This is a genomic window from Streptomyces maremycinicus, from assembly GCF_001184025.1.
GTDB lineage: Bacteria > Actinomycetota > Actinomycetes > Streptomycetales > Streptomycetaceae > Streptomyces > Streptomyces maremycinicus.
Genome location: NZ_BBYG01000010.1, coordinates 71,944 through 97,908, shown reverse-complemented (window position 1 = coordinate 97,908; position 25,965 = coordinate 71,944). Strand labels below are relative to the sequence as shown.

The window sequence follows — 25,965 nt, the reverse complement described above, 5'->3', positions numbered from 1 at the left end:
ATGATGCGACTGGTGGTCCGGCGGCTGTTGTTGGCGATTCCCTTGCTGCTCGTGGTTTCCGTGCTGTCCTTCGTGCTGACCTCGTTGGCCCCCGGGAACGCAGCGGAAACGATTCTCGGGTCATCGGCCACACCCGCCAGTGTGACCGCGCTTGAGCGGCAACTCGGGCTGACCCAGCCGTTGTGGGAGCAGTACTGGAATTGGCTTTCGCATGCGATCACGGGGAATCTGGGCACGTCTCTGACAACCTCTGAGGCGGTGGGTTCGACGGTGTCCGCGCGGTTGCCGGTGACGCTGGCCCTGGTGATCGTGGGGACGCTGGCGTCGGCGATTCTGGGGGTGGCGCTGGGAACCGTGAGCGCGTTGCGCGAGGGCGTGGTGGGCCGGGTGATCGATGGCCTGGCGATGCTCGGCTTCTCCATCCCCAACTTCTGGCTGGGTCTCGTGCTGGTCGACCTGCTGGCGGTGAAGCTGCACTGGTTCCCGGCCACGGGCTACGTGGACTTGTCGCAGTCGCCGTCAGGGTGGGCGCGGTCGCTTGTGCTGCCGGTGGCCGCACTCGCGGCGGTGGGGCTGACCGGGATCGCCAAGCAGACCCGGGATTCGCTGCGTGAGGTGATGGGGCGTGAGTTCATCATGGCGCTGCGGGCCGACGGCATGCCCGAGCGCCGGATCGTGCTCCGGCACGGGCTGCGCAACGCGGCGATCCCGGTGGTGACCCTGGTCGGCGTGTTCTTCGTCGGCATGCTGGGCGGGACGGTGCTGGTGGAGTCGGTGTTCGTGCTGCCGGGTCTGGGCAGCCTGGCCGTTTCCTCGGCACAGTCCGGGGATCTGACAACGCTGCAGGGGATCGTCGTGGTGTTCTGCGTCATCGTCGTCCTGGTGAACCTGCTGATCGATCTGGCCTATGGCTGGCTGAACCCGAAAGCGAGGCTGTCATGACCGGAACGGTGGCGGGGCTGATCCGCCGGCCGGCCGCGCTGGTGACGCTGATCCTGTTGGCGCTGATCCTGTTGGCCTGCGTGGCCGCACCACTGGTGGCGACACATCAGCCGAACCAGGTTGACTACTCGGCGAGTCTGCAGGCGCCGAGCGCGGCGCACTGGCTGGGCACCGACCAGCTCGGGCGCGACACGTTCAGCCGCCTGCTGTACGGAGGCAGGGTCTCGCTGATGTACGCCGCAGTGGTCGCGGCGGTGACGCTCGTGGTGGGGGTGGCGGCCGGGTTGCTCTCGGGTTACCTCGGCGGCTGGACCGACCGCGTGATCATGTCGATCACCGACGTGGGGTTGGCCATCCCGGTACTGGTCGTGGTCATCGTCGTTCTCTCGGTCTTCCAGCAGAACTTCCTCGCAGTGATGATCGTGCTGGGTCTGCTGATGGTGCCTTTCACCGTGCGGAGCGTCCGTGCTCCGGTGCTGGCGGTTCGCGGGGAGTTGTTCGTCGACGCGGCACGGGTGTCCGGGCTCTCGGCGCTGAGGATCATGGTCCGGCATGTGCTGCCGCGCGTGGCCGGGCCGGTGCTTGTACAGGCGACGCTCGTCTCGGCGATGGCGCTGCAGATGTCGGTGGGGTTGGCGTACCTGGGCTTCGGACCGAAGCCGCCGAACCCCACCTGGGGATCGATGATCTCCGAAGGGTCGCAGGTGCTCGCGTCGAACGGCTGGCTGCTGCTGGCCTCCGGTGGCACGGTGGCACTGGTCACGGTGTGCCTGGGCTTCGTCGGGGATGCAATACGGGATGCCAGGGTGCAGGCATGGACCGGCGATGTCACCAGCACGGCCAGGCGACGCCGCAGCGCCGCGCCGAACGCGGTGACGGCCCAGCTTCCCCAGGAACCCCGTGCCACCGCCGACGCCGATGGCCCGGATCTGTTGGTGGCCCACGAACTGTCGATCGGGTTCGGCGAGGCCGGTCGGGAAACACCGACGGTCAGCGGGCTGGAGTTCGCCATCGCACCGGGAGAGGCAGTGGGTCTGGTGGGCGAATCAGGGTGCGGCAAAACCTCGGTAGCCAAGGCCATCCTCGGGTTGCTGCCCGACGGGGGCCGGGTGACCGGGGGTGAGATCTGGTTCGACAATCAAGACGTGACCGGCTTTTCCGCCCGCCAGATGGCCGCGTACCGGGGAAAGTGCGTAGGTTACGTCGGTCAGGAGCCGATGGCGGCACTGGACCCCGTCATGCGCGTCGGAACGCTGCTGCGCCAGGTCGTCCGTACGCACAGCGACCTGACGCGAGCACAGGCCCGCGACCGGGTGATCGAGCTGCTGGAGATGGTCCACATCCCCGACCCGGCCGCCGTGGCACGTCGGTATCCGCACCAGCTGTCCGGTGGAATGGCACAACGGGTCGCCATCGCCCGCGCCATCGCCGCCGGGCCCATGCTGCTGATCGCCGACGAGCCGACCACCGCGCTGGACGTCACCGTGCAGGCGCAGATCCTGGCTCTGCTGCGCGAACTGCAACAGCGGCTCGGCATGGCGGTGTTGCTGGTCAGCCACGACTGGGCGGTCGTCGCCCAGGTGTGCCGGCGAGCCATGGTGATGTACGCCGGGCAACTACTCGAACAGGGGGAAGTCGAGCAGCTCGTCACCGCGCCCGCTCACCCCTACACCCGGGCGCTGCTGGCCTGCCGTCCCGCCTCGGCCACCGAAGGTCAGCGGCTCCCCGCCATTCCCGGACAGGTTCCGGCCCCCGGGACATGGCCCACCGGATGCCGGTTCGCAGCCCGCTGCGAACACAGCCTGCCGCAGTGCACCGCCGGTCCCGTCGCCTGGGAATCGCTCGACGGCAACCACGTCAGCCGCTGCCTGCGGACCGGCGAGCTGGCCAAGGCGTCGGGCATATCGAGCACCATCGCGACCAAGGAGGGAAGCGATGTCTAGCAGCCGGGTGCTGGAGGTGACGGATCTGGCCGTGGACTACCGCGTCGGCCGACGAACGGTACGGGCGGTCTCCGACGTGGCCCTCACCATCGACCACGGGAAGACCCTGGGGCTCGTCGGCGAGAGCGGCTCCGGCAAGACCACCATCGGTCGCGCGATTCTCGGCTTGGCGCCGACCGCGGCCGGTCGGATCGTGTTCAACGGCCAGGACCTCGCGGGCGCGAGCCCTCGGCAGCGACACCGGACCGCCGGGCGGATCCGGGCAGTGTTCCAGGACCCGTACAGCTCGCTCAATCCGGCCCTACCCATCGCCGCAAGCCTCCTCGAAGCCCTCCCCGACCAGAGGCGCCTGCCCCGCGCCGACGCCCGGCAGCACCTCGACGGACTGCTGGAGAAGGTCGGCCTCGACCCCGCGATCGCCGCACGCTACCCGGGCCGGCTCTCCGGCGGTCAGCGTCAGCGCGTCGCCATCGCCCGCGCCCTGATCAGCAGTCCCGAGCTCATCATCTGCGACGAAGCGGTCAGCGCGCTCGACGTGTCCATCCAGGCTCAGATCCTCAACCTGCTTCGCGACGTGCAACGCGACACTGGCGTCAGCTATCTGTTCATCGGCCACGACCTGGACGTGATCCGCTACATGTCGGACCATGTCGCCGTTCTCTATCGCGGCCAACTACTGGAGACCGGCCCGGTCGACGTCGTCACCCGCCGCCCCCGCCACCCCTACACCCAGACACTGGTCGCCGCCACACCCACGCTGCACCCCGAAACCATCGCCACGCAACGGGTAGGTACAACCGATGCGCAGCAGACCGGAGGCGAAGGCTGCAGCTACGCGGCCCAATGCCCGCTGGCCATCGACACCTGCCACACCCAACACCCCACGCCACAGCAGGCCGCCGACGGTGGCCACGTCGCCTGCCACCGCTACCCGGACGCCGCCTAGCGGGATGCAGTCTTCGTTACCCTCTATGTTGCCCAGAATGCTTCGGAAGGATGAACTCAGTCATGGTGAACGCACGATCGCGGCGCCGTTCGGAGGGATCGACTCCCTGGAAACCCGAAGCCGACGATCCCCGTTCGGCCGAGATCCGCGACGTCGCCCTCGATCTGGTCGCCCGTAGGGGATACGACAGCGTGACGATCGACGACATCGCCGCCGAGGCCAGGGCGTCCAAGGGAACGCTCTACCGGCGCTGGGACTCCAAGGCCGCCATGGTCGTAGACGCCGTCCGGCACAACACCAAGCAGCTCGAGGACTCGGGCGACACCGGCACGCTGCGCGGCGACCTCCTCGCACTGCTGAATCTGGTCGCCAGGGAACTGACCAGGGATGCCGACCTCGTCGTCGCGCTGCTCGCCGCCGCCCGGCGGAACGACGAGCTCATGCGCACGGTCGCCTCGCAGGTCCGCGAACCCGGCCAGGCCGTCGGGCGGCTTCCCCTGGAACGGGCCATCGCGCGGGGCGAGCTCCCCGCCCGCACGGACATGTCTCTGGTGGACGAGATTGCGATGCCGATGCTCCTGCACCGAGTGCTGTGGCAGGAGCCTGTCGACGACGCGTTCGTCACGCACATCGTGGACGACGTGCTACTCCGGCTGCTGCCCGTAGCGCGCCTTTAGCTTGACTCCGGCGAGGATCTTGTAGTTTCCCCGTGCGGCAGAAAGAAGCCAACTGTGAAGCAACGTCACACCTACGGATGGACACAGGCACTTGGTAGTGCGCACAGCAGGTTCACTCCGACGCTGTGAATTGCGGCTGACGCAAAAAGGCCGCGGCCCGGCCGCGGTTCCTTGCAGGTCGCTTCAGTCACTCAGGTTCATGCCTCCGTAGATCGCCTACGCCTGTCCGTCGATCCACTCCGCGTCGTCGGCGAAGAGAAAGGCAACGGCACCGGCCATGTCAGCGGGGCGGCCCAGGCGCAGGCTGAGAGCGACCTCCAGGGCATTGTCATTCTGCTTCTTCCGGGTCTCCCGCATGACCAAGCCGGGGGTGAGGGTATTGCAGCGGATGCCCTCCTTGCCCCAACGCTTGGCGATGTGCCGGGTCAGGGAGTTGACGCCGGCTTGGAGGCCTCGCAGGCAGGGCTACCGCCCATTCCCGTCCCAAGGACGTGCCCGAGGGGGCGTGTTGACGATGACGCCGGTGAGGGCGTAGCCCACCAGGTTGACCTCAAGGGTCCGCCGCCAGCGCTCCGGGTCCATCTCCAACAGGTCGTGGTCGCTGCCGAGCCCTTCCGCGGAGAGGGCCGCGCCCGACGTTGCACAGACCGTCGACCTCGCCGAAATCGGCGACGGTCGCTCCACGAACCACTCGACGGAAGGCTTCGTCGCCGAGGTCGAACACGAAAGGCCACCGCACTCCCGCCCTCCTCGACAAGGGCACGAAGTGGTACCTGGCCATGCACGGCCCCGACCGCCCTCGCGTCCCTCCTCACCGCCATCTACACCGAGGCTGGCGTGGAACCGGTCCGGACGGCACCAGAGGGCGTCGAGGTGGGGAGTCGCCGATCCCCGTCCGCGGACTATGTGTTCCTGTTCGACCACGGGCATCACGGCGCGGCGGTGCCCATCGCCCAGGACTCAGTCGAATTCCTCACCGGCAAGCCGGCACCCTGCTCAGCGACGCTCACACCGGGAGCGATCGGGGTCGTACGCGAGCCACGGCACGGCTGACGAGACGGGCCCCGGCCGTTCACCGGCCGGGGCCCTGCCAAAGTCTGGACGCGCCTACACCATGGAGTGGCATGCACCGCGCTGGTTCGTAGTCGTCCCGGGCCGGGAGCGACCGTGGAGACACCCCCTGTTCCCGGCCCGTCGGTCGAGTCTCCGGCATGGCGCGGGCGCGTTGTTCATGCGTCCGGGACTCGGTCTGCGACGAGGCCGCGAGCAGACGGGGCGGCCGGTTCGCCGTCAGGGGCGGGATATCGCGGCAGGAAGAAAGACATTGCGAGCGCGACGGCGCAGGCGACGATCAGGCCCAGGAGGGGGACGTTGTAGCCCGATGTCCGCTCCGCCGCCGTCTGCACGATGACGGGTATCACGCCCATCGCGAGGATGGTGATCCCGAGGGTCAGGCCCTGCAGTTGCGCGAAGTCTCGTGGGCCGAAGTACCGGGCGATCAGGTACGGTCCGATCGTCGATTCAGCGCCCCTGACCACACCCAGCAGACACATCGCGAGGAACAGCACCGGCACCGTGTCATAGACGCTGATCACGAGCACCAGAGCGAGCACGACGCACGCGACGAACGGCACGATCACCCACGGCGACCTCGCCCGGTCGAGTATCACTCCGGCGAGGATCAGGCCGACCACCGACGAGATGAACTGCGCCGACAACGACAGTGACACGGTCTCGGAGGAGTATCCGTGGTCGCCGAGCAGAGAGACGGCGTTCTGCGACACGCTCAGCACCGCGCCCCCCGCGAGCATGAAGATCACCGTGCTGAGCAGCCACGCTCGACTGCGGACGGCCTTCCGCAACGGCACGCCCGGCAATTCGGCGGGCACCGGCCCGGTGTCCCGCCCGCCTTCCGGGAAGGCAGGGACACTGCTGGTCTGCTGGTCCGGGTCCGGTTCGGACAGCAGGAACATCTGGGCCGGCGCGACGACCAGGAGGACGGCCACGCCCAGCAGGACGAAGGTGGCCCGCCAGCCGACATTGCTGATCAGTTGCTCGGACAGAGGGGAGAACACGGAGCCCGCCAAGCTCGCCACCACACCGACCGAGGCGAACCCGATGCCTCTGTGGTGGGGGAACCACACCAGCACCACCTTGAAGACGACGACCACGCAGCCGATGTAGCCGAATACCATCGAAACGATCAGGATCGCGCCCAACGCGAGTCGGCTCGCCCCCACGAGGGACGCCGCGGCCGTGGTGAGGCCGTAGAACACGACGGCCGGAACAGCGACCTTTCTCACGCCCCATCGGTCCACCCATCGGCCCCCGAACGGCAGCACGAAGGGCACGACCAGAAGCGGCAGTGAGAACAGGGTCAGGGTCGCGGACTCCGTCCAGCCGAATTCCTTGGAAATAGGACCGACGAAGAATGTCGTGGTTGCGGCCAATACCCCGGCGGGGCTCAGCATCATCGCGACACCGCAGGCGATCATGGCTTTCCATGCCTGCTTCGGATACATGCCCATCGACGAGAAGTATGTGGATATTGAGCGCGAATTCAACGCGGCGGGAGCGGCGAAGTGAGACGGCTCCGGATTCGGTGCGTTCGGATGCTCGGACATCATTGTCCTCTTTTGCTTTTCGTCGTTCGCCGTCAGCCGGCGGTGGGCGGCTCGAACGCTGCGAGCAGGGGGAAGGGCGCGAGTCCGAGAATGTTCCGACCGTTGATCTCCGCCATGGGGTCGAGCCGGAGCGCACCATGTGTGGCCAGGACGCGCATATCGCGTACGAAGCGCTGAATCGGGTTCTTCAGAGCCACCGTGGAAGACCCCAGCGCGAGCTGGAGCATGTCAATCACCTGGCCACACTGGTGGATGGCATGGACGAGGTCCATGGTGATCTCGGGTTCCTCGGCGGGGTGGAAGTCCTGGCCGCGCAGCGCCCGCCGGTCCACCTCGTCGGCGTGCAGGTGGACGACGGCCGCGGCGGCGTTGATGATCGCCCGTGCCTTGCCGGCGGTGACCTGGGCCGACGGCATGTCCGCAACCGTCGGATACGGCAGATTGAACGGCTTGCGGGACTTGGCCTGCTCGACGAAACATTCCAGCGTGCCCCGCGCCATGCCCAGGGCCAGCGCGGCGAAGCTCGCCGTCGTGCTCACCATCAGTGCCACGGCGCCGCCGAATGCCCGCCCGCCGAAGCGCTCCCGAAGGGTGTCCATGATTTTGGGCAGGTCAGATGTGTGCACGAAGCGGTGCTCGGGGACGAAGGCCTCGCCGTCCACGGTGACGCTGTTGCTGGAGGTGCCCTTCAGGCCCATGACCTTCCAGTCGTCCAGAATCAGGAACTGGTCACGCGACAGGACGGCCATTCCGCGGCGATGCCGGCCGGGGCTCTCCTCGTACTCCACCCCCACCGCTCCCCACGCGGCGTGTTTGCAGCTGCTGCCGAACGACCACTTGCCACTGACCATGAAGCCGCCGTCCACACGGCGGGCCGACCCGACGCTGGTGGACAGCACCGACGCGCCGAACATCAGCGGGCCCACCCAGGTGTCGCGCAGGGCGAAGATCTCGTCGACGGCCTGTTGCGGAAAGCCCAGGGAGTTGCGGATGGCACTCGACACGATGACGGTCCATCCCGCCGAGCCGTCTCCCCTTCCGAGCTCGGCGACGATCTCGATGATGTCCCGCGCGCCCAGCTCGTAGCCGCCCACTTCCTCCGGGAGGGTGATCTTGAAAACCCCGGCGTGGTGCATGGCTTCGAGTGTCTCCGGCGGAAGCGCTCCAAGCTCCTCGCCCTCCAGCGCGTTGCGCCGAAGCAACGGGACCATTCCCGTAATCTCGTCCCGGATCTTTTTCCCTGCCGGGCTGAGGAATTCCGATTCGCGCTCGCCTTCCGCCTTTGCCGGGACCCCGGCGCCAGCGGCAAAAAACGCAGAATTGTCAGACATGTTGCTCCTCGACTACTACGGATTACCTTGCCTGGAATGCAGACGGAAAGCTTTTACGGCGTGCCCTTCTTGAAAGCTCCCCAGTGCTCGGCGAGCTTTCCGTCCCGGACACGGAAGATCGTCGGGATGAACCAGTCGTAGGTCGATGCGGGATCCGACGGATCGGGCAGCGGTTTCTGCATGAGCAGACAGACCAGGTCGTTCTCCACGACCAGGGAAACCGGCGGAGGCGGCACGTCTCCGACCGACGGCATCATCCGGAAAGAGGCGGCCAGCGCGGCTCGACCGTTCTCCGGGATGTTGGGATCGTGCTGGACGTAGTCGTCCGCGATGAAGCGTTCGAGTACAGCGTCGATTTCCTTGTCGATCCTGCCCGACACCACCAGACGTGCCAGCGCGGCCTCGAACTCTATGACCAGCCGTTTCTTCGCCGTGACTGCCGGATCGGGCGACGCCGCCAGCGCCTCGAAATAGTCCGGCCGGTCTGGCCAGGTCGAGAAAAGATCAGGGTCGGTGATGGTTGCGACTCCAGCCGCAACAGTGAATTCACTCATCGAACTATTAGCTCCAGTACTGGTCGGTCCAGTTCGATCGCCAGCCGGAACTCTTCAGGCCGCGCGATCGACTCGGCTGGCCCACGGTGCGCCTCGAAACCCGTTCGGCCAGGGGGGCAGGGTCCATTCGGCGACGGGTGCAGCCGTCGCCGCGTCAACCTTGCACGAACTGCACTGTACGGTCCAGTGCAGTAATCCGTAAAGAGGTCGACCGTCCTCGCGCTGCGCCCGGCCGACTCTCCGAGCCGTCCAGCTGCGCGATCTGGGCCCAAGACCTGCCGCTGAACAGGCAGGCCGCCGGGCTCTGGCACGTCTTCATCGCGCTCACGACGAAGCGGTGACACCTTCTGCAGGCCGCCCGAGTGCATTGCAATCGCGCCTGGGCCCGCTTCCGCTTCCAGCCGGAGTGCTGCGTGCCTGCCCTGCCGACGAGGACGACTGGACAGCGCGCGGCACGCACTGGACGCCCTCGCCAGGCCCTGCTTCGACAGCACGGCCAACAGGCTCGCCCTGACCCGTCGCCATCGACGACTCCGTGGCCCTGCAGGCCCGCCGCCTTGAAGTGCCGGCCCCCTGCCGCGGCATCCTCGCCGATCGCCCGCGGCCGTCCGAGCCAGGTCACCATGGACTTCCTGGTGTCCTCAGCCGCCGCCTTGAACTGGCTGAACATCGCCGTCGAACAGTGGACCGCCACGGACGGCCACCTGAATCTCAGCAACCTGCTGGACGCAACCTTCGCAACGCTCGCCCCGGGAACGACCAGGCATACCGGGGGGGCCAGCAGAACGGCATACTCGAACCGATACCGCGCGAGCCCTGGACAGCCAACGGTCAGCCTGCGGGAGAGGAATTCATAGGCTCCGCCTATTCAGGGCATCGATTTTTGGTCGTGGACCCCCTCACCCGTCCCCGGTTCACTGTGGCCCAAAGCTGGCGCGTGCCGATCGGGCTCGGTATCGCGCGATCAAGGAGGTTGCAATGACGCAGACCCCGGGCAACGAGCGAGCCGCACAAGCCGCGCGTATCGCGGCCAAACCGTGGTACCGGCAGTTGTACGTCCAGGTGCTGGTGGCGATCGTGATCGGCATCGTGCTGGGCTGGAAGTGGCCGGAACTGGCCACCGACATGGAGCCGATCGGCACGACGTTCATCACCGCGATGAAGATGCTGATCGGACCGATCGTCTTTTTGACGATCATCGGCGGCATAGCCGGCGTCGCGGACCTGAAGAAGGTCGGCCGCACCGGCATCAAAGCGCTGACCTACTTCCAGGTCGGCACGATCATCGCCCTGCTGACGGGCCTGGTGGCGATCAACATCTTCCGGCTCGGTGACGGCGTGCACGCCGACCCAGCCACGCTTCAGACCTCGGGCGACGCGAGCCAGTACGTCGAGACGGGCGAGCACCAGCACTGGTGGGAGTTCCTCACCAACATCGTGCCGAACAGCTTCTTCGGCCCGTTCGTCGAGGGCAAAATCCTCCAGGTGATCTTCCTGGCGGTGGTCTTCGGCACTGCGCTGAAGCTGGTGGGGAAGACGGGTGAGCCGATCATCGCGGGCGTCGGCCGGCTGACCGAGGTCGTCTTCAAGGTGCTGTCCTTCGTCATGAAGGCCGCGCCGCTGGGCGCTTTCGGCGCGATGTCCTACGCCATCGGGAAGTTCGGCCTGTCCACGCTGACCAGCCTGGGCTCGCTGATCATCCTCTTCTACGTCACCTCGGCCCTGTTCGTCGTGGTGGTGCTCGGCGGGGTGCTCGCCCTGTATGTGCGGCTGAACATCTTCCAGCTCTTCCGCTACTTCAAGGAGGAGTTCTGGCTGATACTCGGCACCTCGACCGCCGAGCCCGCTCTGCCCGGGCTGATGCGCAAGCTGCAGTTCATGGGCGCGGAGCGGTCCACGGTCGGCCTGGTCGTGCCGACCGGCTACAGCTTCAACCTGGACGGCGCGGCGATCTACCTCTCGCTGGCCACCCTGTACATCGCCCAGGCCACCGACACGTCTCTCTCCATCGGCCAGCAACTCGGCCTGCTGGCCGTCATGTTGCTGACGTCGAAGGGTGCGGCGGGCGTCGCGGGCGGTGGTTTCATCGCACTGACCGCGACCCTGTCGACGGTCGGCTCCGTGCCGGCGGCAGGCATCATGCTCATCTTCGGCATCGACAAGTTCATGTCGGAGTGCCGGGCGCTGGTGAACTTCTTCGGCAACGCCGTGGCCACCTTGTTCGTCGCCAAGTGGGAGAACGGCCTGGACGTGGAGCGGGCCCGGGCGGTGCTGTCGGGCAAGGCCGGAGATCCACCCTTGATCATCGAGGCCGAGGAGCACCAGAGTCGGCCGACCTTGGCGTCGCCCGCCGCGCAACCCGCCGAGGTGACGCCCTGATGCTGTCGGTACTGATCGCCCCGGACAAGTTCAAGGGCTCCCTCAGCGCCGACGAGGTCGCCCGCGCCCTGGAGCGCGGGCTGCTGAAAGGTGCCCCGCACGCACGGGTCAGCCGGCTCGCGCTGGCCGACGGCGGAGAGGGGAGCGTGGCCGCGGCCTGCTCGGGCCGGTTCAGCTCCGAGACGGTCGTCGTGACCGGGCCGACCGGACAGCCCCTGACGGCCCGCGTGGCCGTGCACGGCCGTACCGTCCTCATCGAAGCAGCGGCCGTCTGCGGACTCGGCGTCCTGCCGGACGGCCGCAAGGCACCGCTCACGGCCACCAGCCGCGGCATCGGCCAGGCCGTCCAGTACGCGCTGGCGGGCGGGGCGGACACGATCGTCCTCGCGCTGGGCGGGGTGGCCACCACCGACGGCGGCGCGGGCCTGTTGCAGTCCCTCGGCGCAGTGCTGGCCCGCGAGGACGGCACGCCGGTCGGCCCCGGCGGCCGCGGACTCGCCGACCTCCACACGGTCGACCTCACCGAAGCCCGCGCCGCCCTGGCCGGGATCGACCTCGTCCTCGCCACCGACGTGGACAACCCCCTGCTCGGACCGACGGGCGCGGCCGCCGTCTACGGCCCTCAGAAAGGGGCGGCCGAGACCGAGGTGCGCGAACTGGACGACGCCCTGGGTACGTTCGTACGACGGCTGGAGGCGTCCGGTGTCGCGGACGCGGCCCGTCTCGCCCGATCCCCCGGGGCCGGGTCGGCCGGCGGACTCGGATACGCCGGGACGCTGCTCGGAGGGCGGGTGTGCTCGGGCGCCGACTACTTCCTGACCCTGCTGGGGGCAGACGAGCTGCTCGCGGGCGCCGACTTCGTCGTCACCGGAGAGGGCAGCCTCGACGAGCAGTCCCTGTCGGGCAAGCTCCCCGTCGCGCTCGCCCGGCGGGCCCGTCGGCAGGGCGTCGCGGTGCACGCCGTCGCCGGCCGCTGCGCCCTGCCCGCCGAGCGGACCATCGCCCACTTCCGCTCCGTCCAGGCCCTGACGGATCTGACCGAGCAGGACTGCGCGAACGACAGCGCCCTGTCCGCGCGGCTGCTCGCGCAGTGCGGGCGGACTCTCGCCGACCACTGGCTCGGACGCGGGTAGCGGCGGGCCGGGCTCAGGCCCGTGGGCGGATAGGTTGATCCTGTCGCAGCACAGCACGCCCCGGGAGGCACCGTGGACGCCCGGCAGTTGGAGTACTTCCTGGCCATCGTCGAGCACGGCGGTTTCAGCAAGGCGGCCGCCGCCCTGCACGTGGCCCAGCCGTCGCTGTCGCAGGCCATGGCGAACCTGGAGGCCGACCTCGGAGTGGCCCTCTTCCACCGGGTCGGCCGCGGGGTCGTGCTCAGCGAGGCCGGCACGGAGCTGCTGGAGCCGAGCCGGCGCGTGCTGCGGGACATGACGGCCGTACGCGACACCGCCGCCGCTCTTGCCGGGCTGCACGGCGGCACCGTCGAGGTCGCCACCATGCCCTCCCCCGGCATCGAACCGCTCACGACCCTCATCCACCGGTTCGCCGAACTGCACCCGTCCGTCACGGTGAGCACGCAGGCCGCCTTCACCCCTGACGAGGTCGTGTCCCTGGTCCGCAACGGCGCCTGCGAACTGGGCCTGCTGGGCAGCGCCACCCCGATGAGCCCGTCCGGCCTGGACGTCCTGCACGTCGAGGACCAGCCGTTCGTGGTCGTAGCCGCCCCCGGCGGGGTGATCGAGGACGACGTGACGATCCGGCCCGAGGATCTCGCCGGGCAAAAACTCATCGCCTCCCGCACCGGCAGTCTGATGCGCAGCATCGTCGACGACGTCACCGCCGGGGGGTCCGGCACGCAGATCGTGACCGTCGTCGACCACCGCACCTCCATCCTGCCCCTGGTCCTGACCGGGGTCGGCGTCGCCGTCCTGCCCTCCTCCTGGACCCGGCTGGCCCGGCGCTGCGGCGCCGTGGTGGCCCCCATCGAACCGACCGCCCACCTGCATGTGGCGATGGTCAGCCTGCCCGCGCACCTGACCCCGGCCGCCCGCGCCTTCCTCACCCTCACGAGCTCACTGGCCCAGCGCCGGGCGCGCGAGACCTGACGACGAATCCGGCGGCCAAACCTATCGGCTGCACCTATGGGTCGTATCGAAAGCAGGTCTTGGACGGGACACGGCACCACTGGGTTGACTCGAAGTCGTCGAAGCAGCAGACGCCACCGGAGGCTCCTCGTGACCACAACCCGCACTTTCCGTATCGCCGCCATCCCCGCCGACGGTGTCGGCGCCGAGGTCGTGGCCGCGGGCCGCGCCGTACTGGACGCGCTGGCCGCAGACTCCCAGGGGGCGTTCGCCTTCGAGTGGCAGGAATTCCCCTGGGGCTGCGAGTTCTACGAGCGCACCGGCAAGATGATGGACGACGACGGCCTGGAGCAGCTCAAGCCCTTCGACGCCATCTACTTCGGGGCCGTCGGCTGGCCGAACGTCCCCGACCACATCAGCCTGTGGGGCCTGCGTCTGAAGATCTGCCAGAACTTCGACCAGTGGGCCAACGTCCGCCCCGTGCACTTCCTGCCCGGCGTGCAGAGCCCGCTGCGCAAGGCCGACGACACCGAGCTGGACTGGGTCGTCGTCCGCGAGAACAGCGAGGGCGAATACGCCGGACTGGGCGGTCGCAACCTCGGCGGCCGCGGACCGGGCGGTGAAGTCGCCGTCCAGTCCGCCCTGTTCACCGAGGTCGGCTGCGAGCGGATCATGCGGTTCGCGTTCGACCTGGCCCGCACGCGCGACCGCCGCAAGGTCTCGTCGGTGACGAAGAGCAACGCGCAGCAGTACGGCATGGTCCTGTGGGACGACGTCTTCAAGCGCGTCGCTCTGGACTACCCGGACGTGGAGACGGAGAGCGTCCTGGTCGACGCGATGTCCGCGAAGTTCGTGCTGAAGCCGGAGGACCTCTCGGTCGTCGTCGCCTCCAACCTCAACGCCGACATCCTCTCCGACCTCGGCAGCGCCCTGGCCGGCAGCCTGGGCCTCGCCGCCAGCGCCAACCTCAACCCCGAGCGCCGCTTCCCCAGCATGTTCGAGCCCGTCCACGGCTCCGCCCCGGACATCGCCGGACAGGGACTGGCCAACCCGATCGGCGCGGTCGGCAGCGCCGCCCTGATGCTGGACCACTTCGGCCTGCCCGACCAGGCCGCCCGACTGAACAAGGCCATCGAGACAACCACGGGCGCGGGCATCCTCACCCGCGACGTCGGCGGCACGGCCTCCACGGAGGAGGTCACCAAGGCCCTCATCGACGCGCTCAACGCCTAACAGCTGAGGCGGCCGGGGATCCCCGTCCCGAAGGGCGGTGGCGCCCCGGCGCCGTCAGCTCGCCCCGCCACAACGACCAGCCGGTCGCTGGCTGGCCCGCCCGTCATGCCGGACGGGCCACGGAAGGATTGGTCAGCCCGTCGCCGGAGAGTTCCCGGAGATCAACGACGCGCACCTGGACCGACCACACCGGTACGGCTGCTTCATCGCCCGCGAGGACACCCGCGCTCAGGACCGCGGCCAACTGCTCTCGCCGTGGTGGAGCCGGGCCACTGACCTGCACAGGACCCGCTGGACCGGGTCAAGCTCCCCAGACGGGTGCGCTCGGCTTCCGCGGCAGTTGGGCCAACCACGACACGCGGCTCAGGTCGCCGGGGCGCCCGGCGACAGATCGAGCCGGACGGGCTCGTCGCGGTCGCAGCGCAGCGTGCCGTCGACGACCCGTGCGGCGGCGACCTGGAGCGAGGAGCGGCGGGTGGCGTAGGTGCCGTCGTCGTCGGTGAGGGGGCCGACGCGGCCGGGGTGCGTGAAGTAGAAGATGTAGGCCGTCTCCCCCTGGACGACCACGTCGGCGTGCAGGCCGATGGTGCCGTCGTCGGGGCGGCTGCCCGGCTTGTCCAGGATCAGTCCCTGGTGTTCCCAGGTGGTCAGGTCGTCCGAGCGCAACACGCCCTGTCCCCGCCACTCGTCGACGAGCATCCAGTAGTAACCGCCGAGTTCGAAGACGTTGGGCCCCTCGTGCGGGCGATGGCCGACCACCAGGCCGGTGGCCCGCCAGTGGTACAGGTCGGGGCTGTCGGCAGCATAGGTGAGCGAGCCCCGCGACTCGTCCTTGAACCACATCCGCCAGCCACCGTCCGGCAACGGGTACACGCACGCGTCGATGACCCGGTCAGAGCCGAGGTCCAGGTCGCCGTGGTGGGTCCAGTCCAGCATGTCGGGACTGGTGTAGTGGCGGATGCGGGCGGCACCGGTCCAGGAGTCGGGTACGCCACGGAGGTAACTGACGTACATGTGGTGGAGCCCGTCGTGCCAGATGATCTCCGGTGCCCAGAAGGTGTTCCTCCCCCACTCGGTTTCCAGCCCGGTGAGGGTGCCCCGGTAGGTCCAGGTGCGGCCTCCGTCCGCAGACGCGGCCACGCCCAGGTCGGTGCCGTGCACCCAGGTGACGCCGGGGCCGGGGGCGGTCGGGCGGCGGTTGGTGTAGACGAGCCACCACTCACCGGCGTGGCGGTTCCATATCGCCACGGGGTCGGCGGCTCCGTCGTGCACGGGGTCGCGGAAGAAAGGGGCGTCGGCGGCGGGGATCACAGGGTCTCCGTTGTTCGTGCTTGACTCGTGCGGCTTGGACGCGGGGCGGGTTCAGCCGCCCGTGGACTCCCGGATCACCAGGGAGAAGTCACCGACGACGTCCTGGTGCCCGGTCGGGGGCTCGGTCTGTTCGATGCGCCTGATCAGGAGGTCGACCGCCCGCTCGGCCATACCGTCGTGGTCCGGGTCGACGGTGGAGAGGGAGGGAATCAGGAACTCGCTCTCCATGACATTGTCGAAGCCGATCACCTTCACCTGGTCGGGCACCCGCGTCCCGACGTCGGCCAGGCCCCGCAGCACGCCCATGGCCAGGGAGTCGGTCACGCAGAACACACCGTCGAAGTCGAGCCCGCTCTCCGCCATCTCCCGGGCTCTCTCAGCGCCCTCGCGCATGCCGAGCCGGTCCACCTGCTGGATCAGGGCGGGGTCCGACGGCAGGCCCGCGTCCTGGAGCGCCTGCCGGTAGCCCGTGAGACGGAGACTGGAGGTGTCCACTTCGTCCGCGGCCCCGCACAGGATCGCGATGCGACAGCAGCCCCGTTCGATCAGGTGCCGGGTGGCCTCCCGGGAGGCGTCGAAGTTGGGCATGGCGACATGGTCCACCGGCCCGCCGAAGATCCGGTCACCGAGAATAACCACCGGGTGGTCCACCCTCAGCCGCTCCGCGTCGGCCTGTTCGAGACCGGCGGCGCTGAGGATGAGCCCGTCGTAGAGCCGGTTGCGCGAGAGGGACAGTGCGTCCAGTTCGTTCTCCCGGGAGGCGGTCTGCTCGACACTCACCCTCAGGCCCCTGCGCTCGGCGGCGGTGATGATGGTGGCGGCCAGCAGGCCGTAGTAGGCGCTGTTCACCTCGGGGACGGCGAGCCCGATGACCCCGGTGCGGCCCTTGCGCAGGTTGCGGGCGGCGACGTTGACCCGGTAGTCGAGCCTGACCATCGCCTCCATGACCTTCTCCCGGGTCGAGGGGCGGACGTTCGGGTGGTCGTTGATGACGTTCGAGACGGTCATCGGTGAGACTCCGGCCGCCTTCGCCACGTCCTGGATCGTCGCCACGCTCACCCCTGTTCTGCGCTCTCGGAACCCACTCGCATGCTATGCCCGGCCTCCTCGCCGGTGCCCCGCGTACTTCCCCCACGGGTGCGCAGCACGGTGAAGGAGTGGGGCGGGACCTCGCAGACCGTCCCGGTCAGCCGGTCCTCGACGGGCACGGCCGGGGCGGGCCCGAACCGGCTGGTGGCGTCCGGCGGGACGGTGAGAGTGGTGCGCGCGAAGCCGGCGTCGCCGTCCACCCCGACCGGCCGCAGCCGGACCGGCACAGGATCCGGCGTGGCGTTCGCGATCTTGACGATCACGTCGCCGGTGGCGCTGTCGCACACGGCGGAGACGGCGAAGACCTCCGGATCCGACCGCACGTCCTCGTCGTCGTGGACCAGCTCCCCGTCCCGGAAGCACCGGATGCGCCGGCCGTCCACCTCGACCCGCAGGTCGTACCAACGGCCGGTCTCGACGCCCGCGGGCACGCGCTCACTGAGGTCGTCCAGTATTCCGTCGTCGACGCGCTGGAGCCACGTCGACCGGTTCCCCCAGCCGCCGAGCGTCCACTGGCACCGGTTGCCGGGCGACGTCCCGGCGAAGCCCAGCACGAAGCCCTCGGCGCCGTCCGTCTTCCGGGCCCGCACGGAGAAGGTGTACGACGGTCCGTCCACCGCGTCCGGCAGCACCAGCTCGGCACCCGTTCCGCTCGCCGTCTGCCGGACACCGCTTTGGCCGAACGGCTCCCATATGCCGGACTCCGCTTGCCAGTTGCCGAACTCCCGGGTTGCTGAGCCACTCAGGGGACTGCTGGACACGTCGGTGAACTCGGCGCGGGTGTCGGCACCGGTTCCGATGTGGAGGGTGTGTCGCGGGCTCTCCGGAGCGGTCGGCTCCTGGGGTGTGCCGGTGACCGTGACGGGCAGGGCGGCGTCGCCCGAGTTCAGCGAATGCATGTGCTGGACGTGGTAGTTGAGGGTGGGCCAGACGTGCGTGTTGTCGAAGTAGATCAGATCGGGCAGCCACTGGGTGTGGTCGCGTTTGGCGAGCAGCGGGGCGTACGAGGCGAGCCGGACGACGTCTCCGTTGCGCTCCATGGCGATCATGTAGGCCGCTTCAGCGATCGCGCTGCGGCCGTTGTTGCGCCGGCTGCCGTACTCACCGATGTACAGGTGCGGGCCCTCGCGGTCCATCGTGTCGAAACGGCGGGTGTTCTCCAGCAGCCAGCGCGGCGACTTGTAGGCGTGCTCGTCGACGACGGGGACGCTCCTCTCGCGGGCGAACGCCCAGCCCTTCTCCCAGTCCTCCCCGAAGGTGGACGGGCCGAGGGTGCCGATGACCGTGATCTCGAGGTGGTGCTCGTGCAGGGCGTCATGGATGCGGGAGAAGCGGTCGCGGAAGGTGTCGGTGAGGGCGTCCTCGTTGCCGACGCCCAGGTACTCCAGACCGAACGGCTCGGGGTGCCCGGCCGCAGCCCGCACGGCACCCCAGTGCGAGTCGGCGGGGCCGTTGGCCCACTCCACCAGGGCGAGCACCTCGGCGATATAGGCGGGCATCTCCTCGTCCGGGAGGCCGACTTGACCGGTGCCCTCGCTGTTCTGGCAGCAGACGGCGGCGGGGACGACCGGCAGCGGTTTGGCGCCGATGTCCTCGCAGAACTGGAAGTACTCGTAGTAGCCCAGGCCCATCGACTGGTGGTAGTGCCAGATGTTGGACTGCTGGCGGCGCTCGTGCAGCGGCCCGACGGTCTCTGACCAGCGGTACATGTTGCCGAGCCCCTGACCGTGGGCGAGGCAACCGCCTGGGAAACGCAGGAACTTGGGCTTCAGGTCGGCTATCGCCTGCGCCAGGTCGGCGCGCAGACCGTTAGGCCGGCCCTTGAACGTGGCCTGCGGGAAGAGCGAGACCAGGTCCAGGTGGACGGTGCCGGTTCCCAGGGTCGTGAGCGCGAACCGTGCGTCGGGGTCGGTCACCGCGCAGGTGATGACCGCCGCGCACCGCTTCCAGGAGCCGTGGATCGGCCCCAACCTCGCCTGTCCGTAGACGTGTTCACCGTCCCGGCTCTCGATGCGGGCCATCATCCGGTCCGCGGTGCCGTCGGCCAGGCGGGCGAAGACACTGACGTCGTAGGTCTCCCCCGCCCGGACGGGGATCCCGTCGAAACCCTCGTTGCGCAGGCCCGCGCCGGCGAAGGTGGTACTGGTCAGCACCGCGTAGTGCGGGTTGGCCGGGTGCAGCGGATCGTCGGTGGAGACCGTGAGCCATCCGGCCGCCCCGTTCCGTTCCAGCAGCTCCCACGCGGTGAGGGCGTGCCAGTCGGGGTGGTCGGCGAGGCCGTACTCGAAGGACCTGTTCTGCACGAGTTCGGCGTAGAGCCCGCCGTCCGCCGCGTAGTTGAGGTCCTCGAAGAACGCCCCGAACAGGTCGGGCGAGATGGGGGTGCCCAGGGACCGGGTGTCCACCTCCACGACCGTCTCGACGGGGCGGCCGGATGTACTCATGATCGTCAACTCTCCTTGATCTCGTTACGTCGGCGGCGGCTACTTCGGATACATCAGCGTGCCGAAGCCGAGCTGGTCGTAGCCGCCGCTGGTGGTGCCGTAGTTGCCGCCGCCGCCCTCGGTGCCGACGAGATCGCACATGGCCGCGATGTACTTGTCGTCGAGGCCCTTGATCCGGTTGTAGTGGTAGTGGAGCATCGCCCACAGCGGGCGGATCTGCCCACGGGAGGCGTCGGAGATCGCGGTCTGCTCGTTGTACGCGCAGTTGGTGCCGCTGCCCCAGCTGTAGGTGGTGTAGGGCACGTCCAGGCCGATGTTGTACTTGGCGACGTACTGGGCCGCCTTGAAGAACCTGTCGTCGTCATAGCCGTACAGGTCGACGCCCTGGTTGTAGGCCATCTCGCAGATGGCGCCCATCTGCCCCATGCCCATGATGCTGTGGGCCTGGTCGCGGCCGGACTCCTGCCACTGGCCCAGCGCGTAGCCGTCGTCGTCGGTGTACAGGAACGGGACGGCTTTGCCGATGGCGCCGTTGCCCGCGCCGCTCTGGAAGTAGGTGACGGCCTCGTCGAACTTGTCGCCGTCCTCGCAGAGGATGCCGATGGCCATGACGGAGGCCACGTTGCACAGGTCCCAGTTGGCCCAGTAGTGGGTGATGCAGGTGAAGTTGTGGTCCCGCAGGAAGCCGTGGTTCCACGGGTAGAAGACGTTCAGCATCATCTGCTGGAAGGCCGCGAGGTCGAACCCGCTGTAGTCGCGCAGCAGTTCGCCCACGTTGGCGAACTGCCAGCCGTAGATGCCGGCGGCGAGGCAGGCGTCCGTGGTGCCGGTGAGCTCGGTCAGGGTGCTCGACCAGGCGTTGCAGATGGCCGCCGCGCAGTCGGCGTGGGCCGTGTCGCCGGTGATCAGCCAGCGCAGGGTGTTCTGGTAGGCGGCGGCGATGTCGTTGTAGAGGATCGGGTAGTTCTGGCCGGTGCCGCCGCGGATGACGGTGGCCTGGGGGTTGGCCGTCCACGTGGACGCGGAGTGGGCGTTGGCGGTCAGCACCTGCCAGGTCGCGTACCACGGGTCGACGCCCGCGGCCACCTTGACCTTGGCGCGGTTGATGTCGCCGGGGTGGTGGATCCCGCCGGGGTGGTTCCAGACGGTCGGCGCGGCGCCGACGGCCGGTGCGGAGGCGGCGCCGAGCGCCCCGGCGAGCGTGAGCCCGCCGGCGGCACGCAGCAGGCTCCGTCGGCTCGGCCCGGTGCGGGGGGACGAGGGGGTGGTGGGGGGAAGATCGTTGCGGCTCATCGGAGGTGGATCTCCAATCAAGTGGGGTCCGAACGGCTCTGGTCGGGGGTGATGCTTACTTGATCGAACTGAGCGGTGCCGAGGGCCAGGGGGCTGCGGGAGCAGACCACCAGACCCACGTAGTAGGGGGCGCCACCGAAGCCGGGGATCTCTCCCGAGGCGAGGGGGGTCCAGGTGACGCCGTCATCGGTGGAGGCGTAGGCGGTGAAGGCGGTCCCGGCGCGCTTCAGCCGCAGCAGGCAGGGGGCAGTGGCCGCGCCATTGCCCGTGAAGGTCGATCTTCCGGCGACGGTGGCGCGCAGCATGAGCTGGGCCCTGGTGCCGCCGGTGACGATCGCCCCGGCCGCCTGGTCGAACGGCGACAGGGACTTGGCCATCAGGAGCCCCACCTGGTCGGCGGTGACGCCGGTACGGGAGACCAGCCGGGCGGTGACCTCACAGTCACCGGTGACGGGCTGCCGTACGAACTGCCCTGTCATTCCCTGGTTATTGACGGTCAGGTCGGTCCCGGCTCCCCGTACGGTGAAAGTCCCGTCGGTGTACGAGGTGCTGCCCGGCGTACGGATCGCCACGACACCGAGGGTCCCGAACTCCCGGTCGTCGAGGACGCTGTCGCCGAGGTCGCCGTACGTCCAGGGGGCGGACGGGGGTGTGCCGACCCTGAGGGTGAGCGTGTCTGTCCCGTCGCCCGCTCCGTTGCCCGCGGTCGTAGTGACGGTGAACTCGCCGGTTCCGTCGGGAGTTCCGTGGATCAGGCCCGTGCGCTCGTCGATCCGAAGGCCGTCCGGCAGCCCGCCCGCGGTGAACCGTACAGGCTCGTGCGAGGCTCGGAGCAGATGCCGGAACTCGACGCCCTGGTTTGCGAACGCGGCGGTCGTGGAGGTGAGTTGGGGCACGGTGGGCGTCGGCATCTGCGCGGAGGCGGGCTCCGAACGCGGGCCGCGCCCGCCACTGTTCGTCTTCTTGACGACGTAGTGGTACGTCGTGCCGGGTGTGCCGATGGCGTCCGCATACCGGATGCGGGTGCCGAAGCCGACCGGGCCGATGCCGGTGGCGATCATCCGGTAGGGGCCATCGGCGTCTGCCGCCCGCAGCACCCTGTACCGGGCGGAGGGATCCGGGTCGGTCCAGGCCAGCTCGACGGCGTCAGCGGCGGGGACGGCCCGCAGGTCGCCTGCCGTGCGGGCGGGCTTGGGCACGGACCAGACCTCGCCGGACGCCGAGGTGACACTGACGTTGTCGAAGGCGCCGGTGCCTGTCTCGGCGTACTCCTCGTCGACGCCGAGACAGGAGGTGAGGACGAGTCCCGCGTACACGGTGTGTCCCAACTCGACCTCGGTGGTGCCGACTTGGGTCCAGCGGACGCCGTCCGGGGAGATCGCCCCGGTGCAGCGGCGGCTCCGGCGGGTCATGCGCACCCAGTACGGAGCCCGCAGCCGGTAACCGTCGCCGGCGCCTTCGACGTGCGGCGCCTGAAGCGGGGTGGCCGACTCGGGCAGGGCGCCGAGGTCGGAGATCGGAAAGGCAGCGGATGAAGTGATCGCCTTCTGCTGGGAAGGCGGCACGGTCGTGCTACCGGTGCCGGAGACGTCGGCTCCGGTGGAAGGCCGCACCGAGAACACCCCGCTCCAGGTGTGCAGCGGCAGCCCCTGGATGAGCATGGCGGCGTGCGCCGCGTCCGCGTCGAGGGAGGCCCGGAGGCTGACGCCGATCTTGGAGTACTGCGAGCTCAGCGGCCACACGATCCGTGCGGTGACTGTGCCGTCGCCACGCAGCGGCAGATGGACGAAGCGGTAGGTGTCGGCGGTGCCGGACGCCTCCAGCACGAACCGCTCTCCGTCGAAGGCAGCGGAGCCGGGAATCCTCACATCGCCGAGGTCCTTCGTTGACCAGGGATCGGGAAGTCCGGCAGTGACGGAAACGGGGCTTGAATCGCTGCTGGATCCCTGGAAGTTGGTGGCGGTGACTGTGTAGTAGTACGTCCGGCCCCGGCGCGTGCCGCCGTCTGTGTGCGCCGGCTTGTCGAGGCCGGTGGCGATCTCCTCGTACGGGCCGTCCGGGTGGGCGGCCCGTCGGAGGGTGTATGTGCTCGCCCACGCCGACGGGAGCCAGCTCACGGTGACGGCCTGGTCGCCGCCCACCACGGTGACGCCCGCGGGAGCCGTCGGCACCTTCGGGGAGGGAGCCTGCGTGCCCGCATAGGTGAAGGTGCCCCAGCTGGGCAGGTCGTCGTTGCTGCCCTCGACGACCCGGGTGCCACCGGTACCGCGAAAGACCGCCGCCTTCGTGTACGGGGTGTCGAGGCCGCGGACGCCCGCGTAGTGGGCGAGGTACATCTCGTAGACCGGGGGCACGTTGCCGCGCGCGGTCGCCGACACGGCCGTCTTGATGTACTTGCCGGTGCGGTCGAGGTCGGGGGTGAAGGGGACGTCGCCGCCGAGGTTGTAGCGGGCGGCGTACTCGGCGTTGGCGAGCAGGCGGTCGCCGTCGAAACCCCACAGGTCGACGCCCTGGTTCCAGGCAACCTGCGCGGCGTCGCCCATCAGGCCGACAGCGAGCTGCTCGTGGCCCTGGTCGCGTCCGGACTCCTGGCCCTGGCCCGCGTCGGTGACGATGCGGTGGGCGATGCTGCCGTTTCCGGCACCGGCCGCGGCGAAGCGCAGCGCGTCCTCGAAGAGGACGGGCTCCTCGCAGAACACACCGATGGCCAGGATCGTCTGAAGTGCCGTCAGATCCCAGTTGCCGTTGGCGTAGAGCATGTAACCGGACACCGCCGGATACCAGACGTCGAGGAAGGACCGCTCGCAGCGGGCGATGTCCGCGTCCGCCCAGCCGTCGTAGCCGGTGTGGCGAAGCAGTTCGGCCGCGTTGGCGAACTTGAAGGCCTGCAGTCCGGCGCCGAGCGGCCCGTCGGCCCCGGTGATCATGGTCAGGGACGCCGACCAGGCGTTGAGGATGTCGCGGGCCCTGTCTGCGTTGGCACGGTTCCCGGTGACGGCCCACATGAGGGCGTTCTGGTAGGCGGCGGCCGAGTCGGCGACGGCCTGGTTCTGGAAGTTGGCGGGGCCGCGGCCCCAGGAGGTGATCTGGCCCGTGTTCTGGATGGGGTACGTCGGCTGGGAGCGGGCGTGGGCGGCGAAGGCGAGGTAGCCGTCGTGCACCGGAGATTCCTTCGCCGCGACCGCTGCCTTCATCCGGGCGAGGTCGTCAGCGGTGTGCAGGAGCCCGGGGTGGGTGAAAGCTCTGGCGCGGTTGTCGTTCTGTGTCGCGGCCCGTGCGGTGCCGGGCGCGAGCAGTCCGCTCGCACCCGACGCCGCCAGCAGGGCCACGGTGCCGCCGAGGAAACCCCGGCGGCTCGTGGCGGGAGTGATCATGACGCGGCGGCCGCCTCGGCCTGGGCGGTGGTCAGGAACTTCATGTTGACCACGTGCTCGTTGGCGTACCACTGCACGGTGTCGGTGGTGTAGTACCAGGTCGGCTTGCGCATCGTGTCGGCGATGACCACGCCGTTGACCACGAGGTTCTCGAAGGTGACGTTCTTGACGGCGTGGTCGGCGTCGTAGCCGAGGAACAGCGACGGGTTGGCGTGGGTGCCGGTGTAGGTGAGGTTCTTGATGTAGACGTCCTCGATGCCGCGGCCGACCGAGGTGTTGTACTTCGTGTTGTACATGACCCGCATGTTGAGGACCTGGCCCCAGCGGAAGTCCTCGATCCGGACGTCCTCGACGCGCACGTTCTTGATCAGGTTGGAGTCGCCGGCGTTGAGGGAGATGCAGCCCTGGTAGTTCATCTGGGGCTCGCGGTGGTCGAGGATGTCGACGTTCCTGATGACCAGGTTCTCGATCATCTCGGGGGCGTCGGAGTTGCCGTGCGTGCCGACCTGGATCGCGTGAGCGACGTCCGCCCACAGGGTGCAGTTCTTGATGGTGATGTTGCGGGTGTCGCCGTAGAAGTCGTTGCGGTGCGTGTAGATGGAGAAGCCGTCGTCGGAGGTGCGCCCGAAGCAGCCGTCGAAGGTGACGTTCTTGGAGCAGTACATGGTGAAGCCGTCACCCCAGGCTCCCCACGTGAACACCCGTCCCTTCTTGACACGGACGTGCTCCGCCTCCCCGAGGAACACGCCGGCCCCGAACAGGATGATGTCCTCGACCCGGCAGTTCCTGCTGCGCTCGATGTGCACGCCGCCGACCGTGGAGGTCGGGGCCAGCAGCAGACCGCGCCCCTTGACGGTCACCTGCTCGACGCCCTTGACGTCGATCTCCGCCTTCAGGACGGCGCCGCCGGCCAGGTAGACGGTCTTGCCGCCGGGGACGGTGAGGACGTTGCCCGTGACGGTGTGCAGGCCGGGGCCGTAGTAGAGGACGTCCGGGTCGTCGGCGGCCGGGGCGTGCTTCTCTATGCGGTTGGTGATGACGTGCAGACAGTCGAAGATCTCGTCGTTGATCTGGACGACGACGTCCTTCGGCTCGTCGAGCGTGAATCGCAGGGTGTCGCCGAGGAGTTCGGGCGTGATGCCAAGGGCGTCCGGGCGCACTCTCGCCTTGGTGGTGCCGCCCTTGAGATAGGTGATCTCCAGCTCGACCGGGCCGCAGAAGTCGAAGTACACCATCGACGAGCCCCAGACCTTGCCGGAGCCGGTGGTGGGGTTGATCTCCTTCGTGCCCGGCGCGTAGCAGGAGAGGGTCTGCCACTCGCCGTCGGGCGCGGTGCGCACGCGCACCTTGAAGCTGGCCTGCGTCGCCACACCGGACGGAATCGGGTAGGTGACGAGCTGGGGCGCGGGGGTGTCGGCCGACTCGTCGGCCCGGGCCGACGCGGCCGTCAGGTTGGTGAGTCCGACGGCGAGAGCCGTGGCACCGGCTGCCTGGAGAGCGGTACGGCGGGACAGGGAGGAAGACATACGTGACTCCTTGCGGGTGCGGGTGAGAACTACGGGGAGGCCACTCGGGAGGGGCGTTGTGCAAGCCCTGGTGAGTCCCAGTGGGAGGGACCCCGGCTGGGTGTCCCGGTGGTGAAGCCGCGTGGGGGGAGTCTGGAATGTGGGGGCGGGGCCGGCGGGTCACCCCGCCGATTCGGCTGAGGAAGCAGCCGATCGGGCTTGAGGGGCGACCGACT

18 protein-coding genes are annotated in these 25,965 nt (G+C 68.9%); 8 read left to right on the top strand and 10 right to left on the bottom strand.

Going from position 1 to position 25,965, the window contains the following annotated elements:
• The 4 genes from AOQ37_RS07985 to AOQ37_RS07970 all read left to right on the top strand — a co-directional run bounded on the left by AOQ37_RS07985 (window position 1) and on the right by AOQ37_RS07970 (window position 4,508).
• Window positions 1-942, top strand: coding sequence for an ABC transporter permease (locus AOQ37_RS07985; protein ID WP_062642677.1), 942 nt, complete (start codon window positions 1-3; stop codon window positions 940-942).
• Window positions 939-2,885, top strand: coding sequence for a dipeptide/oligopeptide/nickel ABC transporter permease/ATP-binding protein (locus AOQ37_RS07980; RefSeq protein WP_062642675.1), 1,947 nt, complete (start codon window positions 939-941; stop codon window positions 2,883-2,885). The genes AOQ37_RS07985 and AOQ37_RS07980 overlap by 4 nt, the downstream gene beginning before the upstream one ends.
• The gene (locus tag AOQ37_RS07975; protein WP_063781131.1) at window positions 2,878-3,831 is read left to right on the top strand and encodes an ABC transporter ATP-binding protein; all 954 of its coding nucleotides are present in this window, start codon (window positions 2,878-2,880) and stop codon (window positions 3,829-3,831) included. Before AOQ37_RS07980 ends, AOQ37_RS07975 begins: the two co-directional genes overlap by 8 nt.
• Window positions 3,832-3,893: 62 nt before the next feature.
• Complete coding sequence (locus AOQ37_RS07970) at window positions 3,894-4,508, top strand: TetR/AcrR family transcriptional regulator (protein WP_062642672.1); 615 nt, start codon at window positions 3,894-3,896, stop codon at window positions 4,506-4,508.
• A 216-nt stretch (window positions 4,509-4,724) separates the two neighbouring features.
• Here AOQ37_RS07970 and AOQ37_RS38490 read toward each other — a convergent pair whose 3' ends face one another.
• From AOQ37_RS38490 to AOQ37_RS07955, 4 genes are all read right to left on the bottom strand, one after another.
• Entirely contained in the window at window positions 4,725-4,967 is a 243-nt protein-coding gene (locus AOQ37_RS38490) for an SDR family oxidoreductase (protein WP_078890076.1), read from the bottom strand.
• Window positions 4,968-5,737: 770 nt separating this feature from the next.
• The gene (locus AOQ37_RS07965) at window positions 5,738-7,132 is read right to left on the bottom strand and encodes an MFS transporter (RefSeq protein WP_159401318.1); all 1,395 of its coding nucleotides are present in this window, start codon (window positions 7,130-7,132) and stop codon (window positions 5,738-5,740) included.
• Window positions 7,133-7,164: 32 nt separating this feature from the next.
• Window positions 7,165-8,463, bottom strand: a complete 1,299-nt coding sequence (locus AOQ37_RS07960) for an acyl-CoA dehydrogenase family protein (protein ID WP_062642668.1) — start codon at window positions 8,461-8,463, stop codon at window positions 7,165-7,167.
• A 53-nt stretch (window positions 8,464-8,516) separates the two neighbouring features.
• Window positions 8,517-9,017, bottom strand: coding sequence for a nuclear transport factor 2 family protein (locus AOQ37_RS07955; protein WP_062642665.1), 501 nt, complete (start codon window positions 9,015-9,017; stop codon window positions 8,517-8,519).
• Between the two features lie 978 nt (window positions 9,018-9,995).
• Between AOQ37_RS07955 and dctA the strand changes: the two genes are divergently transcribed.
• The 4 genes from dctA to AOQ37_RS07935 all read left to right on the top strand — a co-directional run bounded on the left by dctA (window position 9,996) and on the right by AOQ37_RS07935 (window position 14,713).
• Window positions 9,996-11,396, top strand: a complete 1,401-nt coding sequence (gene dctA, locus AOQ37_RS07950) for a C4-dicarboxylate transporter DctA (protein ID WP_062642663.1) — start codon at window positions 9,996-9,998, stop codon at window positions 11,394-11,396.
• Window positions 11,396-12,529, top strand: a complete 1,134-nt coding sequence (locus tag AOQ37_RS07945) for a glycerate kinase (RefSeq protein ID WP_062642661.1) — start codon at window positions 11,396-11,398, stop codon at window positions 12,527-12,529. The genes dctA and AOQ37_RS07945 overlap by 1 nt, the downstream gene beginning before the upstream one ends.
• 72 nt (window positions 12,530-12,601) lie before the next feature.
• Window positions 12,602-13,501: a LysR family transcriptional regulator gene (locus AOQ37_RS07940; protein WP_062642659.1), complete on the top strand. Its 900-nt coding sequence runs from the start codon at window positions 12,602-12,604 to the stop codon at window positions 13,499-13,501.
• Window positions 13,502-13,630: 129 nt separating this feature from the next.
• Window positions 13,631-14,713, top strand: coding sequence for a tartrate dehydrogenase (locus tag AOQ37_RS07935; RefSeq protein ID WP_062642657.1), 1,083 nt, complete (start codon window positions 13,631-13,633; stop codon window positions 14,711-14,713).
• Between the two features lie 363 nt (window positions 14,714-15,076).
• On the opposite strand, the gene AOQ37_RS07930 is transcribed toward AOQ37_RS07935, so the two are convergent.
• From AOQ37_RS07930 to AOQ37_RS07905, 6 genes are read right to left on the bottom strand one after another with little or no spacing between them, the layout of a single operon-like run.
• Window positions 15,077-16,024: a glycoside hydrolase family protein gene (locus AOQ37_RS07930; protein WP_107085139.1), complete on the bottom strand. Its 948-nt coding sequence runs from the start codon at window positions 16,022-16,024 to the stop codon at window positions 15,077-15,079.
• 51 nt (window positions 16,025-16,075) lie between these two features.
• A complete protein-coding gene (locus AOQ37_RS07925) occupies window positions 16,076-17,077 on the bottom strand; it encodes a LacI family DNA-binding transcriptional regulator (RefSeq protein ID WP_078890074.1) in 1,002 nt (333 codons plus the stop codon).
• Window positions 17,078-17,079: 2 nt separating this feature from the next.
• Window positions 17,080-19,557, bottom strand: coding sequence for an alpha-L-arabinofuranosidase family protein (locus tag AOQ37_RS07920; RefSeq protein ID WP_062642655.1), 2,478 nt, complete (start codon window positions 19,555-19,557; stop codon window positions 17,080-17,082).
• A gap of 39 nt (window positions 19,558-19,596) precedes the next feature.
• Entirely contained in the window at window positions 19,597-20,850 is a 1,254-nt protein-coding gene (locus tag AOQ37_RS07915) for an alginate lyase family protein (RefSeq protein WP_062642653.1), read from the bottom strand.
• 17 nt (window positions 20,851-20,867) lie between these two features.
• Window positions 20,868-24,224, bottom strand: coding sequence for an alginate lyase family protein (locus tag AOQ37_RS07910; protein ID WP_062642651.1), 3,357 nt, complete (start codon window positions 24,222-24,224; stop codon window positions 20,868-20,870).
• Entirely contained in the window at window positions 24,221-25,750 is a 1,530-nt protein-coding gene (locus tag AOQ37_RS07905) for a glycosyl hydrolase family 28 protein (protein WP_062642649.1), read from the bottom strand. The genes AOQ37_RS07910 and AOQ37_RS07905 overlap by 4 nt, the downstream gene beginning before the upstream one ends.
• Window positions 25,751-25,965: the final 215 nt, after the last annotated feature.

Excerpts from the sequence above, each read along its gene's own strand:
- AOQ37_RS07985 (WP_062642677.1), top strand. The coding sequence starts at position 1 with ATGATGCGACTGGTGGTCCGGCGGCTGTTGTTGGCGATTCCCTTGCTG.
- AOQ37_RS07980 (WP_062642675.1), top strand. The coding sequence starts at position 939 with ATGACCGGAACGGTGGCGGGGCTGATCCGCCGGCCGGCCGCGCTGGTG.
- AOQ37_RS07975 (WP_063781131.1), top strand. The coding sequence starts at position 2,878 with ATGTCTAGCAGCCGGGTGCTGGAGGTGACGGATCTGGCCGTGGACTAC.
- AOQ37_RS07970 (WP_062642672.1), top strand. The coding sequence starts at position 3,894 with ATGGTGAACGCACGATCGCGGCGCCGTTCGGAGGGATCGACTCCCTGG.
- AOQ37_RS07965 (WP_159401318.1), bottom strand. The coding sequence starts at position 7,132 with ATGTCCGAGCATCCGAACGCACCGAATCCGGAGCCGTCTCACTTCGCC.
- AOQ37_RS07960 (WP_062642668.1), bottom strand. The coding sequence starts at position 8,463 with ATGTCTGACAATTCTGCGTTTTTTGCCGCTGGCGCCGGGGTCCCGGCA.
- AOQ37_RS07955 (WP_062642665.1), bottom strand. The coding sequence starts at position 9,017 with ATGAGTGAATTCACTGTTGCGGCTGGAGTCGCAACCATCACCGACCCT.
- dctA (WP_062642663.1), top strand. The coding sequence starts at position 9,996 with ATGACGCAGACCCCGGGCAACGAGCGAGCCGCACAAGCCGCGCGTATC.
- AOQ37_RS07945 (WP_062642661.1), top strand. The coding sequence starts at position 11,396 with ATGCTGTCGGTACTGATCGCCCCGGACAAGTTCAAGGGCTCCCTCAGC.
- AOQ37_RS07920 (WP_062642655.1), bottom strand. The coding sequence starts at position 19,557 with ATGAGTACATCCGGCCGCCCCGTCGAGACGGTCGTGGAGGTGGACACC.
- AOQ37_RS07915 (WP_062642653.1), bottom strand. The coding sequence starts at position 20,850 with ATGAGCCGCAACGATCTTCCCCCCACCACCCCCTCGTCCCCCCGCACC.
- AOQ37_RS07910 (WP_062642651.1), bottom strand. The coding sequence starts at position 24,224 with ATGATCACTCCCGCCACGAGCCGCCGGGGTTTCCTCGGCGGCACCGTG.
- AOQ37_RS07905 (WP_062642649.1), bottom strand. The coding sequence starts at position 25,750 with ATGTCTTCCTCCCTGTCCCGCCGTACCGCTCTCCAGGCAGCCGGTGCC.